Annotated in this window: 13 protein-coding genes (1 of these 13 cut by a window edge); 9 read left to right on the top strand and 4 right to left on the bottom strand. The window is 70.7% G+C overall.

Features of this window, described 5'->3' with window-relative positions:
- Window positions 1-203: 203 nt before the first annotated feature.
- Entirely contained in the window at window positions 204-1,157 is a 954-nt protein-coding gene (locus tag OG780_RS11970) for a bifunctional riboflavin kinase/FAD synthetase (protein ID WP_328447430.1), read from the top strand.
- 135 nt (window positions 1,158-1,292) lie between these two features.
- Here OG780_RS11970 and OG780_RS11965 read toward each other — a convergent pair whose 3' ends face one another.
- Window positions 1,293-5,048: an SCO5717 family growth-regulating ATPase gene (locus OG780_RS11965; RefSeq protein ID WP_328447428.1), complete on the bottom strand. Its 3,756-nt coding sequence runs from the start codon at window positions 5,046-5,048 to the stop codon at window positions 1,293-1,295.
- A 442-nt stretch (window positions 5,049-5,490) separates the two neighbouring features.
- Window positions 5,491-5,787, bottom strand: coding sequence for a DUF397 domain-containing protein (locus OG780_RS11960; protein ID WP_328447426.1), 297 nt, complete (start codon window positions 5,785-5,787; stop codon window positions 5,491-5,493).
- Between the two features lie 263 nt (window positions 5,788-6,050).
- Here OG780_RS11960 and rpsO point away from each other — a divergent pair, with 263 nt between their 5' ends.
- The 5 genes from rpsO to OG780_RS11935 all read left to right on the top strand — a co-directional run bounded on the left by rpsO (window position 6,051) and on the right by OG780_RS11935 (window position 11,571).
- On the top strand, window positions 6,051-6,341 hold the full coding sequence (rpsO, locus tag OG780_RS11955; RefSeq protein WP_081219736.1) for a 30S ribosomal protein S15: 291 nt from the start codon (window positions 6,051-6,053) through the stop codon (window positions 6,339-6,341).
- A 362-nt stretch (window positions 6,342-6,703) separates the two neighbouring features.
- On the top strand, window positions 6,704-8,920 hold the full coding sequence (locus OG780_RS11950) for a polyribonucleotide nucleotidyltransferase (RefSeq protein WP_328447423.1): 2,217 nt from the start codon (window positions 6,704-6,706) through the stop codon (window positions 8,918-8,920).
- The gene (locus OG780_RS11945) at window positions 8,917-10,296 is read left to right on the top strand and encodes a M16 family metallopeptidase (RefSeq protein ID WP_326785149.1); all 1,380 of its coding nucleotides are present in this window, start codon (window positions 8,917-8,919) and stop codon (window positions 10,294-10,296) included. Before OG780_RS11950 ends, OG780_RS11945 begins: the two co-directional genes overlap by 4 nt.
- A 38-nt stretch (window positions 10,297-10,334) precedes the next feature.
- On the top strand, window positions 10,335-11,087 hold the full coding sequence (dapB, locus tag OG780_RS11940; RefSeq protein WP_328447420.1) for a 4-hydroxy-tetrahydrodipicolinate reductase: 753 nt from the start codon (window positions 10,335-10,337) through the stop codon (window positions 11,085-11,087).
- A gap of 31 nt (window positions 11,088-11,118) precedes the next feature.
- Window positions 11,119-11,571, top strand: coding sequence for a hypothetical protein (locus OG780_RS11935; RefSeq protein WP_328447417.1), 453 nt, complete (start codon window positions 11,119-11,121; stop codon window positions 11,569-11,571).
- Between the two features lie 64 nt (window positions 11,572-11,635).
- On the opposite strand, the gene OG780_RS11930 is transcribed toward OG780_RS11935, so the two are convergent.
- Both OG780_RS11930 and OG780_RS11925 read right to left on the bottom strand, forming a co-directional pair.
- Complete coding sequence (locus tag OG780_RS11930) at window positions 11,636-12,193, bottom strand: hypothetical protein (protein ID WP_328447415.1); 558 nt, start codon at window positions 12,191-12,193, stop codon at window positions 11,636-11,638.
- Window positions 12,194-12,282: 89 nt separating this feature from the next.
- Entirely contained in the window at window positions 12,283-12,522 is a 240-nt protein-coding gene (locus OG780_RS11925; RefSeq protein WP_328447413.1) for a hypothetical protein, read from the bottom strand.
- A gap of 294 nt (window positions 12,523-12,816) precedes the next feature.
- Here OG780_RS11925 and thyX point away from each other — a divergent pair, with 294 nt between their 5' ends.
- From thyX to OG780_RS11910, 3 genes are all read left to right on the top strand, one after another.
- Entirely contained in the window at window positions 12,817-13,557 is a 741-nt protein-coding gene (gene thyX / locus OG780_RS11920; RefSeq protein ID WP_326785144.1) for an FAD-dependent thymidylate synthase, read from the top strand.
- A gap of 211 nt (window positions 13,558-13,768) precedes the next feature.
- Window positions 13,769-14,668, top strand: a complete 900-nt coding sequence (gene dapA, locus OG780_RS11915; protein WP_326785143.1) for a 4-hydroxy-tetrahydrodipicolinate synthase — start codon at window positions 13,769-13,771, stop codon at window positions 14,666-14,668.
- Window positions 14,669-14,799: 131 nt separating this feature from the next.
- Window positions 14,800-15,605, top strand: the 5' end (the start) of a protein-coding gene (locus tag OG780_RS11910) for a ribonuclease J (protein WP_328447410.1). 880 nt of this gene lie beyond the right edge of the window; only the first 806 of its 1,686 coding nucleotides appear in the window; the start codon lies at window positions 14,800-14,802; the stop codon falls past the right edge of the window.

Here is a 15,605-nt window from a genome sequence, read left to right as displayed (position 1 = left end):
CGCACCGGGCTCACCGCCGCGCGCCGGGCCGAACCCCGCACCGGGCCCGGCGGCCGCGCCTCGTCGGACTCGGCACGGCACCCCCCGGCGCTGAGCGATCGGTCACAGCCTGATGCCGATGCAAGCCGAGAGCGCACGGCATGGCACCCTTAGAGCTGCGAATAAGGCAATCACGGACACGGGTTCGACAAGGAGCGGTCACAGTGCAGCGCTGGCGTGGCTTGGAGGACATCCCCGAGGACTGGGGGCGCAGCGTCGTCACCATCGGTTCTTACGACGGGGTGCACCGCGGACACCAGCTGATCATCCGGCATGCCGTGGACCGCGCACGGGCTCTGGGCGTCCCCTCCGTCGTGGTCACCTTCGACCCGCACCCCAGCGAGGTCGTCCGCCCCGGCAGCCACCCGCCCCTGCTCGCCCCGCATCACCGCCGCGCCGAACTGATGGCCGAACTGGGCGTCGACGCCCTGCTCATCCTGCCGTTCACCACCGAGTTCTCGAAGCTGTCGCCCGCCGACTTCGTGGTCAAGGTGCTGGTCGACAAGCTGCACGCCAAGGCGGTCGTCGAGGGCCCCAACTTCCGCTTCGGCCACAAGGCCGCGGGCAACGTCGGCTTCCTGCGCGAGCAGGGGGAGACGTACGACTTCGAGGTCGAGGTCGTCGACCTCTTCGTGTCCGGTGAGGCGGGCGGCGGCGAGCCGTTCTCCTCGACCCTCACGCGGCGCCTCGTCGGCGAGGGCGATGTCGAGGGCGCGCGCGAGATCCTCGGCCGGCCGCACCGCGTCGAGGGCGTCGTCGTCCGCGGCGCCCAGCGCGGCCGCGAGCTCGGCTTCCCCACGGCGAACGTCGAGACCCTCCCGCACACCGCGATCCCCGCCGACGGCGTCTACGCCGGCTGGCTGCACGCGCAGGGCGAGGCCATGCCCGCCGCGATCTCCGTGGGCACGAACCCGCAGTTCGACGGCACCGAGCGCACGGTGGAGGCGTACGCCATCGACCGTGTCGGTCTCGACCTCTACGGTCTGCACGTCGCCGTCGACTTCCTCGCGTTCGTCCGCGGCCAGGCCAGGTTCGACTCCATCGAGGAGCTGCTGGTGGCCATCACCGACGACGTGAAGCGCTCGCGGGAACTGATCGAGGCGTACGACGGGGAGTAGCCCCTCCTCCCGCCTTCCCTCTGTTCTCGCCCGGTCCTTCCCCGGACCCTCTCCCGTACGTACGCGAAGACCCGCACCGTCCATGGACGGTGCGGGTCTTCGCCGTGTCCGGCCCTCCGTGGAGCCGGCCGGACGCTACTGCCGCGGGGGTGCCGGAGGCGGCGGGTTCTGCCCCGGGTTCGGCGGGTAGGCCTGTCCGGGCTGGAACTGCTGCCCCGGCTGCGGCGGTTGGGGGTATCCCTGCCCCGGCGCCTGCGGATACGGCTGACCGGGCTGCTGCGGGTAGGGCTGTCCCGGCTGGGCGTACGGCTGCTGGGGCTGCTGCGGAGCCTGCCCCGGCGCGGGCTGCCCCGGAACCGGCTGCCCGGGAACGTACTGTCCGGGAGCCTGCTGCCCGGGGACGTACTGACCCGGCATCGGCGGCGCGGCCACCGGCGGCGGGTTGCCGTCGTTCGTCCACAGCCCGTGCGACTGCTGGTGCCGCGCGATGTCCTCGGCGACCATCGCGGAGAGGTTGAAGTACGCCTCCCGCACCTTGGGGCGCATCATGTCGAGGTCGACCTCGGCGCCCGCGGACAGGTGCTCGTCGAACGGCACGACCACGACACCGCGGCAGCGCGTCTCGAAGTGGCTGACGATGTCGTCGACCTTGACCATCTTGCCGGTCTCGCGCACTCCCGAGATGACGGTGATCGACCGCGCGACGAGGTCCGCGTACCCGTGCGCCGACAGCCAGTCCAGTGTCGTACTGGCACTGCTCGCCCCGTCCACCGACGGTGTCGAGATGATGATGAGCTGGTCGGCGAGGTCGAGCACTCCGCGCATGGCGCTGTACAGCAGACCCGTACCGGAGTCGGTCAGGATGATCGGGTACTGCTTGCCCAGGACGTCGATCGCGCGCCGGTAGTCCTCGTCGTTGAAGGCCGTGGACACGGCGGGGTCGACGTCGTTGGCGATGATCTCCAGCCCGGAGGGCGCCTGGGAGGTGAACCGCCGGATGTCCATGTACGAGTTGATGTACGGGATCGCCTGCACGAGGTCACGAATGGTGGCGCCGGTCTCGCGACGCACCCGGCGGCCGAGCGTACCGGCGTCGGGGTTGGCGTCGATCGCGAGGATCTTGTCCTGTCGCTCGGTGGCGAGCGTGGAGCCGAGCGCGGTGGTCGTGGTCGTCTTGCCGACACCACCCTTGAGGCTGATGACGGCGATCCGGTAGCACGAGAGCACCGGAGTCCGGATCAGCTCCAACTTCCGCTGCCGCTCGGCCTCTTCCTTCTTCCCGCCCAGCTTGAAACGCGACGACGCGGCGGCCGGACGACCGCTCTTGGCCTTCTGCCTCTTGTTGTTGAGCAGCCGGTCGGAGGACAGCTCCACCGCCGCGGTGTAACCGAGCGGGGCCGCACCGGGGTTGGTCGGCTGCCGCTGGTCGTGCCGCACGGGCTGCGGCCAGGCGGTACCGGTCCGCGGGTCGACCGGGGCGGTCGGCGCGGCGGGCTGCTGCTGCACGGGCGGCGGGCCCGGCTGGTGCGGAGCCTGCGGCTGTGCCGGCGCCGGGTACGGCGGGGCGGCCGATGCCGGGGCCTGCGGCTGCGCAAAGTCGTAGCCCGGCTGCGGCGCGGTTGAGCCGGCCGACGACTGCGGGAATCCGTAGCCCTGCTGAGGAGCGGGAGCCGGAGCGTGCGGCGGCACGGCACCCGGCACGGGCGGGGCGACCGGGGCGGGTTGGCCGGGTGCATGCTGCTCCGGGACCGGGGCGGGCTGTGGGAAGCCGTAGCCGGGGACCTGCTGCTCCGGGGCGTTCTGCTGCGGGAACCCGTAGCCGGGGGCCTGCGGGGCGGCGGGGTGGGCCGGCTGCTGGTCCTGGGGCGCGGTGTTCGGCTGCGGGAAGCCGTAGCCCGGTGCGGGGGCGGGCCGGCCGGGGGCCTGCTGCTCCGGGCCCGGGGTGGACTGCGGGAATCCGTAGCCCGGTGCCTGGGCCGGCGGGGCCGCCGGAGCGGGCGGGCCGGGCTGCGGGAAGCCGTAGCTGCCCTGTGGGGCGGAGGCCTGGTCCGGGGCGCCGGACTGGGGGAAGCCGTAGCTCCCCTGCTGAGGCGCGGCCGGGGCCCCGGGGGCGGGAGCGGGTACTGCGGAGGGATGGGCGGCCTGCGGGGGAGCAGGTACGGCGTTCTCGAATTCCGCCGGCGGTACCGGCGCGGGCGCCTGCGGCGAACCCGCAGGACCGGGAGCGCCGGGTGAGGACCACGCCGACGGCACGGGCTGCGGTGCCGGGGGCTGGAAGGGCTGGCCGGGTGCGGGCGCGGGCGCCGGTGCGGGCGGCTGGAAAGGCTGGCCGGGCGTGGGTGACTGTGCGGCCGGGGGCTGGAAAGGCTGGCCGGGGGCGGGGGAGGGTACCGGTGCGGGCGGCTGGAAGGGCTGGCCCGGGGCCGGGGCCACGGGCGCCTGCTGCGGCATCGGTGCCTGGTACGGCACCTGACCCTGCGCGGCCGGCGCGGGCTCCGTGGAGGCGGGCCAGTGCGGAGCCGGTGCGGGGGCCGCGGGCTGGTAGGCGGGCGGCAACGGCGGCAGCCCACCCTGCGGCAGCGGCGGCGGAGCCCAGGTGGGAGGCGTGTCCTGCACCCTCTCGGGCTCCTCCGGCCGGACCACGGGCACCGCGTCCTGGGGCTCGCTGTCCTGGGGCGAGGTGCCCTGGAGCTCGAAATCGCCGGCCCCGGGGGCAGCGGCGTCCGTACCGGTCTCGTCGACCGACGATCCCGGCGGCACGGCGTCGGTGGTCCCGCCCCGGGCTTCGGCGTCGGTCCCGGCCGAGGCGGCGCCCGCTTCCTCGGCGGACTCGGCGCCGGGGGAGGCGGCGACGGCGTCGGCCGCCCGGTCCGCCACCGGTGCGTCGGCCACGCTCGCGCGCTGGGACTGGGAGGCCGCCTCCAGCGACTGATAGGCGAGCACGGGATCGATGACGGGCGCGGGCTCGGGAGCGGCCACGGGCGGGGCGGGCACAGGCTGTCCGGACCGGTCCACCTGGTGATCCGGCCGGACCACGGTCAAGGCTGCGCCCGGGGCCTCGGTTTCGTCCTCGCCCCGCACCGTGCCGTCGTCACCCCGGTCGTCACCTTCGCGTTCGGTGGTGCCGGCCTCGGCCTGAGCGTCCGCGGCCGGAGCGTCCTCGGTCCCGGCATCCTCGGAAGCCGTCCGTTCCGCGATCTCACGCTTCAGTGCGACAGCGGAGAACCGCATGGTCGCCCCGCTGTCGAGGTCCCCGCTCCCGGAATCCTGTACGTCGGGAGCGGCATCGGAGGCGACGGGCGGAGCGGCAGGCGTCCACGGCGCCGGGAATCCGCCCGCGGGGAGGTGCGGCAGAGCGCTCGGGCCACCGGCATCGGCGACCGGAGCCGTCACAGACGCGTGAGGCTGCCCGACGTCAGGCTTTACGACGCCGGGCTGTACGAAGTGGGGTGCGACGTCGGGCTGTCCGGCGTGCGGCTGTACGACGGGCGGCAGGACGGTCTCGGGGCCGTCGACGGGCGCCGAGCCGGGCACCGTCACCGAAGCGGCCGACGGTCCGTCCGCGGCCGTCGCGCTCTCCGAGGCCGTCGCGTCACCCGCAGGTGCCGAATCCTCCGGTTCCCGCGACTCCCGCCGCTCCTCGGACTCCCTCACGTCCCCGGACCCCTTCGGGCCGTCGGATTCCTCCGAGTCCTCCGGACCTTCCGAGCCCCCCTCGTCGCCCGTACCTCCCGAATCCCCGGAACCGTCCGAGGCGTTCTGCGTGTACCAGGCGGGCGGCGCGTAGTCGATGGTGAACTCGCCCGTCGTCTCGACGGCGGACTCGGCGTCGGACTGGTCATCGCCGGGCGTCGCCCAGCCCCCGCGGATCCCGTCCCGATCGCTGTTCACAATTCCTCCTGGTGTGGTCGAGCACCCTCAAGCCGTGCCGGGCCGACCGTCTGCTTGTCGTCCGCTGACGTTCACGGACGACCGAGGCCGCCCGAAGTGCGTACGAGACCGCCCGAATTGACCGGCCCCCCGGATAACGCGAGCCCCCCGTCCACGGGTTCAGGCGTCGCGCCCTGTCCCAGCCTAATCACCATGACTGTTCGCGGGGCAGGCCCGTCCACCGCACCGCTGCGACCCGTTACGGCACACCCTGCCCAGAAGTGGCGTACGTACGCTCACTATTGACCCCGAAAGCGGACAAACGACGGCACCCGGACGGCCACTTGCCGCACGGTCGCTCACTCGGTGTTCACGCGCCTCCCGCGGACGCGCCGCCGGGCGGACAGGCGAAAGGGCCGCCGCGGCATGTCTCCGCACCGGCCCCTGAGTTCCCGACGGCCCGCTACTCCGCGGGCAGACCACCCGCGTGCGGAGCCGGCTCCAGGTCGAACTCGCCGTCCCGTGCACCCAGCACGAAGGCCCGCCACTCCGCCTCCGTGTACCGGAGGACCGTCCCCAGGTCGAGCGACGACCGCATGGCCACCGCGCCCCCGGGCAGATACGCGATCTCGACCCGCTCCTCGTGCTCCTCGGTGCCCGGCGCGCTCTTCCATGCGACACCCGAGATGTCGAGCGCGTAGAGCTCGTCCTTCTCCCGCTCCTTGCGCGCCTTGACGTCGTTCTCCGTCTCCTCGGCCATGTTCGCCGGCCCCTTCCCCACGTACGAATGACCTCTGCCGTCACCCTAGTGGCCCGGTCAGCGCCGTCCGGGAAGGTTCGTGGACCCGGACAGACGTATCCGCCCAGGCTGGTACCCTGTGTAACGGCCGTTTGTGTACGCACCCCCGGAGCGCTGCTCTGGAGGCCGCGCCCAGCGGATCCCCGCCTTCCGAGTCACGGAAGCTCCCCTGAGAATTCGACCAGGGGCACTCGGTGGCAGACACGAGACTACAAGGAGTAAGCGTGCCGCTCGACGCCGCTACGAAGAAGCAGCTCATCAGCGAGTTCGGTCAGAAGGAGGGCGACACCGGCTCCCCCGAGGTCCAGGTCGCCATGCTTTCGCGCCGGATCTCGGACCTGACCGAGCACCTCAAGACCCACAAGCACGACCACCACTCCCGCCGTGGTCTTCTGATCCTGGTCGGCCAGCGTCGCCGCCTGCTTCAGTACCTGGCCAAGAAGGACATCCAGCGCTTCCGTGCGCTGGTCGACCGCCTGGGCATCCGCCGCGGTGCGGCCGGCGGCGCCAAGTAAGACGCCGTGAAGGGAGCGGTTCCCACTTCTTGGGGGCCGCTCCTTTTGCTGTATGTGCTGCCTCAGGTGCTCTCTACGTGCGGAGTGTCACCGACGCTTTGTAGTGTGGTAGCACAACGCAATACGCAGGAAACAGCACGGACGAACACAGCGTGACGACGCCGTACCCGCCGGGTAGGGCATCTCACGACAACGAACGAGGAGAAGCGCGCCTCATCGCCGCCGGTCCTCGGTAGTGGCCCCCGGGCGACAGAGCCCCGGGTGCTTCGATCGAAGACCGGCCCGCACGAGAAGGAGCGCTTCTCCGCCACCGTCCCCCTGCCACACGGGCAGGACGGGACGAAGACGAGGAGAAAACGCTAGTGGAGAACGAGACCCACTACGCCGAGGCCGTTATCGACAACGGTTCCTTCGGCACCCGCACCATCCGCTTCGAGACGGGCAGGCTGGCCAGGCAGGCCGCCGGCTCCGCCGTCGCGTACCTGGACGACGACACCATGGTGCTGTCGGCCACCACCGCTTCGAAGAAGCCCAAGGACCAGCTCGACTTCTTCCCCCTGACGGTGGACGTCGAGGAGCGGATGTACGCCGCCGGCAAGATCCCCGGCAGCTTCTTCCGCCGTGAGGGCCGTCCCTCCGAGGACGCGATCCTCACCTGTCGCCTGATCGACCGTCCGCTGCGTCCGTCCTTCAAGAAGGGCCTTCGCAACGAGATCCAGGTCGTCGCGACGATCATGGCCCTCAACCCCGACCACCTGTACGACGTCGTGGCGATCAACGCCGCGTCCGCGTCCACGCAGCTGGCCGGTCTTCCCTTCTCCGGCCCGGTCGGCGGCGTCCGCGTCGCGCTGATCAACGGCCAGTGGGTCGCGTTCCCGACGCACACCGAGCTCGAGGACGCCGTCTTCGACATGGTCGTCGCCGGTCGCGTCCTGGAGGACGGCGACGTCGCGATCATGATGGTCGAGGCCGAGGCCACCGAGAAGACGATCACGCTCGTCCAGGGTGGCGCCGAGGCGCCGACCGAGGAGGTCGTGGCCGCCGGTCTCGACGCCGCGAAGCCCTTCATCAAGGTCCTGTGCAAGGCGCAGTCGGACCTCGCCGCGAAGGCCGCCAAGCCGACCGGCGAGTTCCCGATCTTCCTGGACTACCAGGACGACGTCTTCGAGGCCCTCACCGCCGCGGTCAAGAGCGAGCTCGCCCAGGCGCTCACCATCGCCGGCAAGCAGGACCGCGAGGCCGAGCTGGACCGCGTCAAGGAGATCGCCGCCGAGAAGCTGCTCCCGCAGTTCGAGGGCCGCGAGAAGGAGATCTCCGCCGCGTACCGCGCGCTGACTAAGAAGCTCGTCCGCGAGCGCGTCATCAAGGACAAGGTCCGCATCGACGGCCGTGGCGTCACGGACATCCGTACGCTGGCCGCCGAGGTCGAGGCCATCCCGCGCGTGCACGGCTCGGCGCTGTTCGAGCGTGGCGAGACCCAGATCCTGGGCGTCACCACCCTCAACATGCTCCGCATGGAGCAGCAGCTGGACACCCTCTCCCCGGTGACCCGCAAGCGCTACATGCACAACTACAACTTCCCGCCGTACTCCGTCGGTGAGACGGGCCGCGTCGGCTCCCCGAAGCGCCGCGAGATCGGCCACGGCGCGCTCGCCGAGCGCGCGATCGTGCCGGTCCTGCCGACCCGCGAGGAGTTCCCCTACGCGATCCGTCAGGTGTCCGAGGCCCTCGGCTCCAACGGCTCGACGTCCATGGGCTCGGTCTGCGCCTCGACCATGTCGCTGCTCAACGCCGGTGTGCCGCTGAAGGCCGCCGTCGCGGGTATCGCCATGGGTCTGATCTCCCAGGAGATCGACGGCCAGACGCACTACGTCGCCCTCACCGACATCCTCGGTGCGGAGGACGCCTTCGGCGACATGGACTTCAAGGTCGCCGGCACCAAGGAGTTCGTGACCGCCCTCCAGCTCGACACGAAGCTGGACGGCATCCCCGCCTCCGTCCTGGCCGCGGCCCTCAAGCAGGCCCGCGACGCCCGCCTCCACATCCTCGACGTGATGATGGAAGCGATCGACACGCCGGACGAGATGTCCCCGAACGCCCCGCGGATCATCACCGTCAAGATCCCCGTGGACAAGATCGGTGAGGTCATCGGCCCCAAGGGCAAGATGATCAACCAGATCCAGGAGGACACCGGCGCCGACATCACGATCGAGGACGACGGCACCATCTACATCGGTGCCCAGCAGGGTTCGCAGGCCGAGGCCGCGCGCGCCACGATCAACGCGATCGCCAACCCGACCATGCCGGAGGTCGGCGAGCGCTACCTGGGCACCGTCGTGAAGACGACGACCTTCGGTGCGTTCGTGTCGCTGCTCCCGGGCAAGGACGGTCTGCTGCACATCTCGCAGATCCGCAAGCTCGCCGGCGGCAAGCGCGTGGAGAACGTCGAGGACGTCCTGGCCGTGGGCTCCAAGGTCCAGGTCGAGATCGCCGAGATCGACTCCCGCGGCAAGCTCTCCCTGATCCCCGTGGTCGAGGGCGAGAGCGACGATGAGAAGAAGGACGACACCGACCAGTGACGTCGAGTAGCTCCACGACGACGGCCCGCACCTCTTCGGAGGCGCGGGCCGTCGCCCGTACCCAAACCCTGATCAAGGGCGCGAACGGCATCGGCACGGTCCGCAAGACCACCCTGCCCGGCGGGCTGCGCATCGTCACCGAGACGCTCCCCTCCGTGCGCTCCGCCACGTTCGGCATCTGGGCGCACGTGGGCTCCCGCGACGAGACGCCGACCCTGAACGGCGCCACGCACTACCTGGAGCACCTGCTCTTCAAGGGCACCAGCCGCAGGTCCGCCCTGGACATCTCCTCGGCGATCGACGCGGTCGGCGGCGAGATGAACGCGTTCACGGCCAAGGAGTACACGTGCTACTACGCACGCGTGCTCGACACCGACCTGCCGCTGGCCATCGACGTCGTCTGCGACATGCTGACCGGCTCGCTCATCCTCGAGGACGACGTCAACGTCGAACGCGGCGCCATCCTCGAAGAGATCGCGATGACCGAGGACGACCCGGGCGACTGCGTGCACGACCTGTTCGCGCACACCATGCTCGGCGACACCCCCCTCGGCCGCCCGGTCCTCGGCACGGTCAACACGGTCAACGCCCTCACCGCGGACCGCATCCGCCGCTTCTACAAGAAGCACTACGACCCGACGCACCTCGTCGTGGCCTGTGCGGGCAACGTCGACCACAACAAGGTCGTACGCCAGGTCCGTGCCGCCTTCGAGAAGGCCGGCGCCTTCAAGAACGCCGAGGCGGCCCCCATCGCACCGCGCGACGGCCGGCGCAGCATCCGCACCGCGGGCCGCGTCGAACTCCTCGGCCGCAAGACCGAGCAGGCCCACGTCGTCCTCGGCATGCCAGGCCTGGCCCGCACCGACGACCGCCGCTGGGCCCTCGGCGTCCTGAACACCGCCCTGGGCGGAGGCATGTCCTCGCGCCTGTTCCAGGAGGTCCGCGAGAAGCGCGGCCTGGCCTACAGCGTGTACTCGTACACCTCGGGCTTCGCCGACTGCGGCCTCTTCGGCGTCTACGCGGGCTGCCGCCCGAGCCAGGTCCACGACGTCCTCAAGCTCTGCCGCGACGAACTGGACCAGGTCGCCGAGCACGGCCTCTCGGACGACGAGATCGGCCGCGCCATCGGCCAGCTCCAGGGCTCCACGGTCCTCGGCCTGGAGGACACCGGCGCGCTGATGAACCGGATCGGCAAGAGTGAGCTGTGCTGGGGCGAGCAGATGTCGGTCGACGACATGCTCGCCCGGATAGCGTCGGTCACCCCGGACGAGGTCCGCTCCATCGCCCGGGACGTCCTCGGACAGCGCCCCTCGCTGGCGGTCATCGGCCCGGTCAAGGACAAGCAGGCGTCCCGACTGCACGACGCGGTCGCGTAGATCCCGTCTCGAATCCCGTCTCGGTAAGGAACGAAGCAATGAGCAAGCTGCGCGTGGCGGTCCTCGGTGCCAAGGGCCGGATCGGAGCCGAGGCGGTACGAGCCGTCGAGGCCGCCGAGGACATGGAGCTGGTGGCCGCACTGGGCCGCGGCGACAAGCTGGAGACGCTGGTCGAGGCCGGCACCCAGGTCGTGGTCGAGCTGACCACCCCGGCCTCGGTGATGGGCAACCTCGACTTCTGCGTCCGGCACGGCATCCACGCCGTGGTCGGCACGACCGGCTGGACCGAGGAGCGTCTCGCTCAGCTCGGCACCTCGCTCGCCGCGTCCCCGGAGACGGGCGTGCTCATCGCGCCCAACTTCTCCATCGGGGCCGTCCTGACGATGAAGTTCGCCGAGGTCGCCGCGCCCTACTTCGAGTCCGTCGAGGTCGTCGAGCTGCACCACCCGAACAAGGTGGACGCCCCCAGCGGCACCGCCACGCGCACCGCTCAGCTCATCGCGGCGGCCCGGCAGCGCGCGGGCAGCGCCCCGCAGCCCGACGCCACGGTGACCGCCCTGGACGGTGCCCGAGGCGCCGACGTCGACGGCGTCCCGGTGCACGCGGTCCGGCTGCGCGGCCTCCTGGCCCACCAGGAGGTCCTGCTCGGCGGCGAGGGCGAGACCCTGACCATCCGCCACGACTCCCTCCACCACAGCAGCTTCATGCCGGGCATCCTGCTCGGCGCCCGCCGCGTGGTGACCACCCCGGGCCTCACCTTCGGCCTGGAACACTTCCTCGACCTCGGCTGAGCCGGGGACGTACGACAGTTAGCCGGCAGACATGCGCGCGAAGATCACCTATGCCGTCACGGCCGCCGTCCTGGTCGTCTATTTCGTCCTGGTCGGCAGCCGGGGCGTGCTGCTCATCCAGAACGGCACCCTGATCACCGTCACCTTCGGGGTCGCGGTGCTCATCCTGCCGGTCATCGGCATCTGGTTCCTCTGGCAGAACACCCAGTTCGTCCGGAAGGCCAACCGGCTCTCCGCCGTGCTCGACGCCGAGGGTGGACTGCCCGTCGACGAGCTGCGGCGCACCGAGGGCGGACGTATCGACCGCGACTCGGCCGACGAGGTCTTCGCCCGCCGCAAGGCCGAGACCGAGGACGCCCCGGACGACTGGCGGAGCTGGTTCCGCCTCGCCGTCGCCTACCACGACGCCCGGGACACCCCGCGCGCCCGCAAGGCCATGCAACGGGCCATCGCCCTCCACGAGGGCAGGACCCTGGAAGCCTGACCAGGCCGTACGGCGAAGGGGCCGGTCCGCACAGCGTGCGGACCGGCCCCTTCGCCGTGATGTCTCAGGCCCGGCGGTACTCGTCGGCCCACACCTCTATGACGTCCGCCGCCCGGTCGAAGGCCTCGGTGCGCGCCAGGAAGTCGGCGTTGTGCGTGGTCATCAGCGGCGGCACGTCCCCGGGCGCGCGGTCCGCGCTCACCAGCGTCAGGGCCTGGCCCTGGACCGTACGGGGCAGCCCCAGCCAGCGCACCGGCTGCTGCACCGTGCGCACCGCCACGACCTGCTCCCACGGAGTCGTCCGCGTGACGAAGAAGCCCACCCGGCGCAGCCCTCGGGCGCTGACCCACACCCCCATGCGCAACAGGCGCAGCGCGCAGAGGATGACGGCCGTCGCGCCGGCCATGCAGGCGGCGGCGCCGGGCAGCGTCCCGGCGACGGCGATTATGACGCCCGCGACGAGCACGTACGAGGCGAGCAGCAGGACGAGCGCGGCCGCGCCCACCCGCCAGGGACCGGGCCGGTAGGGGCGCCGCCAGCGGTCGCGGTCGTCGAAGGGCAGCGCGACATCCTCCGCCGCCTCGTCAAAGGCGCGGTCCGCCGTCAGAAAGGGCAGGGGCACGACTGATCCTCACTCGATCCACGATGGGCTGTGCCCGGTGAGGTTATCGAGCCGGTTACCGGCTCACCACCCTCGGGGGTCCGGAAGAGTCAGCGGCCGTCCGACGCCACGGAGTGCTGCGTCTGCGCAGGTGACGGTTCCTGGGACAGGGCGGGCATGCCGAGGATCAGGGACCCGGCGATCCCGGCGGCCAGGGTGAGGCCGAAGAGGCACCGGCCGGCTATCTGCCCGGCGGAGGACCGCTCACGGGGCGGGGGAGCGACGTTGCTGCGGAACGGGTCGGCTTCGGCGGTGAAGGCGAACGGAACGGGCTCGCGCCGACGGAACATGGGCGGTGCTTCTCCTCTGGGGCTTCGCCGGGCCCAGCGACGTGATCCGGGTGGTCCGGGTGACCTGGGCGATCCGGTGGCAAGTGGTGCGATCGGCTCGAACAGCTCGAACGCGTCGCTCCCACTCATACAGACGGCCGAACGTTACAAGAGGTGCCCGGAATCACCGAATTCGCAGAAGTTCGCCGATGAATGTCGCGGCGGGCACCGAACGCCCGGTTGCGGACGCCGGGCGGACGCCGGGCCGTAGAGTGGTCGCCGCCCGAGCCAGTGATGGGAAGGACCCCGCGCACCGTGACCGACACCCCAGCCGACGACCTCAAGCCCTTCTTCCGCAGCGATGTCACCGTCGAGCTGATCAAGCACACGGCCTCCGACGCCGACGTGCTGTTCGCCGCCCGTGTCTCCACCGCGGGGGAGCAGTCGCTGGCAGAGCTGCAGAAGGACCCGGAGCGCTCCAAGGGCCTGATCAACTACCTGATGCGGGACCGGCACGGCAGCCCCTTCGAGCACAACTCGATGACCTTCTTCGTCAGCGCCCCGATCTTCGTCTTCCGTGAGTTCATGCGGCACCGCGTGGGCTGGTCGTACAACGAGGAATCGGGCCGCTACAGGGAGCTGGAGCCGGTCTTCTACGTTCCCGGCGAGGACCGCAAGCTGGTCCAGCAGGGGCGCCCCGGCAAGTACGAGTTCGTCCAGGGCACCCCCGAACAGCACAGGACCGTCACCACGGCCATGGAGGAGTCGTACCGGCAGTCCTACGCCGCGTACCAGGAGATGCTGAAGGCCGGTGTCGCCCGCGAGGTCGCCCGCGCCACCCTTCCGGTCGGACTCTTCTCCTCGATGTACGCCACGTGCAACGCCCGCTCCCTGATGCACTTCCTCGGGCTGCGCACCCAGCACGAGCTCGCCAAGGTGCCGTCGTTCCCGCAGCGGGAGATCGAGATGGTCGCCGAGAAGATGGAGGCGGAGTGGGCCGGGCTCATGCCGCTCACGCACGCGGCGTACAACGCCAACGGGCGCGTGGCGCCGTAACACGCCACTGAGCACCGGTCCGGCACAGATGTACGGATCAGCCGAGCGAAGTGTCCGTATTGCGGCATTTCGCGAAGTTCATCTAGCCTGATCAAACGGACCCGGTACTGCTTGAACCCCCGAGCAGGCAGTGCCGGGTTCCACCTTTGTCATGCTTTGTCGTGGCCCCCGAGGGCAGACCATGCGGTGAGCAGCGAGTAGCGTATTACCCATGGCTCCGACCTCCACTCCGCAGACCCCCTTCGGGCGGGTCCTCACCGCCATGGTCACGCCCTTCACGGCGGACGGCGGACTCGACCTCGACGGCGCTCAGCGGCTCGCGACCCACCTGGTGGACGCAGGCAACGACGGCCTGATCATCAACGGCACCACCGGTGAGTCCCCGACCACCAGCAACGCGGAGAAATCGGAGCTGGTACGCGCCGTGCTGGAGGCGGTCGGCGACCGCGCCCACATCGTCGCCGGCGTCGGCACGAACGACACCCGCCACAGCATCGAGCTCGCCCGCGACGCCGAGAAGGCCGGCGCGCACGGCCTGCTCACCGTCACGCCGTACTACAACAAGCCCCCGCAGGAGGGTCTGTACCGGCACTTCTCGGCCATCGCCGACGCGACCGAACTGCCGGTCATGCTCTACGACATTCCCGGCCGCAGCGGCGTCCCGATCAACACCGAAACCCTGGTGCGGCTCGCCGAGCACCCGCGTATCGTCGCGAACAAGGACGCCAAGGGGGACCTGGGCCGCGCCAGCTGGGCCATCGCCCGCTCCGGCCTCGCCTGGTACTCCGGCGACGACATGCTGAACCTGCCGTTGCTCTCCGTCGGCGCGGTGGGCTTCGTCTCCGTGGTCGGTCACGTCGTCACCCCGGAACTGCGCGCGATGCTCGACGCGTACATCTCGGGGGACGTCCAGAAGGCCACCGAGATCCACCAGAAGCTGCTCCCCGTCTTCACCGGCATGTTCCGCACTCAGGGCGTGATGACGACCAAGGCCGCACTCGCCCTCCAGGGCTTGCCCGCCGGTCCGCTCCGCGCCCCGATGGTCGAACTGTCGCCCGAGGAGACCACCCAGCTCAAGATCGATCTTGGCGCCGGCGGGGTAGAGCTCTGACCACAGACTTCACAACTGAATACGCCCGACCGCAGGCCACGGGCCTGCACCCCACATAACAGCTACTGCACGAACGTCACGCGCGCCACGTGCCTTGCCAGGTACGTGGCGCGCGTGGTGAGGAGAGTCTTTTGAGTCATCCGCATCCTGAACTCGGCAAACCGCCGGTCCTCCCGAAGGGCGGCCTGCGGGTCACCCCGCTCGGCGGCCTCGGCGAAATCGGCCGGAACATGACGGTCTTCGAATACGGAGGCCGTCTCCTGATCGTCGACTGCGGAGTGCTCTTCCCCGAGGAGGAGCAGCCCGGAATCGACCTGATCCTGCCGGACTTCACGTCCATCAGGGACCGCCTCGACGACATCGAGGGCATCGTGCTCACGCACGGCCACGAGGACCACATCGGCGGCGTCCCGTTCCTCCTGCGCGAGAAGCCGGACATCCCGCTGATCGGCTCCAAGCTGACCCTCGCGCTCATCGAGGCGAAGCTCCAGGAGCACCGCATCCGGCCCTACACGCTCGAAGTGACCGAGGGTCACCGGGAGCGCATCGGCCCCTTCGACTGCGAGTTCGTCGCGGTCAACCACTCCATCCCGGACGCCCTCGCGGTCGCCATCCGCACCCCCGCGGGCATGGTGGTCCACACCGGCGACTTCAAGATGGACCAGCTCCCGCTGGACGGCCGTCTCACGGACCTGCACGCGTTCGCCCGGCTGAGTGAGGAAGGCATCGACCTCCTCCTCTCGGACTCCACGAACGCCGAGGTCCCGGGCTTCGTCCCGCCCGAGCGCGACATCCAGAACGTGCTGCGCCAGGTCTTCGCCGGCGCCAGCAAGCGGATCATCGTGGCGAGCTTCGCCAGCCATGTGCACCGCATCCAGCAGATCCTCGACACCGCCCACGAGTACGGCCGCAGGGTCGCCTTCGTCGGCCGCTCGAT

The organism is Streptomyces sp. NBC_00386 (assembly GCF_036063235.1).
In the GTDB taxonomy this organism is placed as follows: domain Bacteria; phylum Actinomycetota; class Actinomycetes; order Streptomycetales; family Streptomycetaceae; genus Streptomyces.
This window is presented reverse-complemented; position numbering and strand designations above follow the sequence as displayed.

Coding starts and splice junctions, on each gene's coding strand:
- OG780_RS11960 (WP_328447426.1), bottom strand. CDS start 5,787: ATGGCCGAGGAGACGGAGAACGACGTCAAGGCGCGCAAGGAGCGGGAG.
- dapB (WP_328447420.1), top strand. CDS start 10,335: ATGAGCAAGCTGCGCGTGGCGGTCCTCGGTGCCAAGGGCCGGATCGGA.
- OG780_RS11935 (WP_328447417.1), top strand. CDS start 11,119: ATGCGCGCGAAGATCACCTATGCCGTCACGGCCGCCGTCCTGGTCGTC.
- OG780_RS11925 (WP_328447413.1), bottom strand. CDS start 12,522: ATGTTCCGTCGGCGCGAGCCCGTTCCGTTCGCCTTCACCGCCGAAGCC.
- dapA (WP_326785143.1), top strand. CDS start 13,769: ATGGCTCCGACCTCCACTCCGCAGACCCCCTTCGGGCGGGTCCTCACC.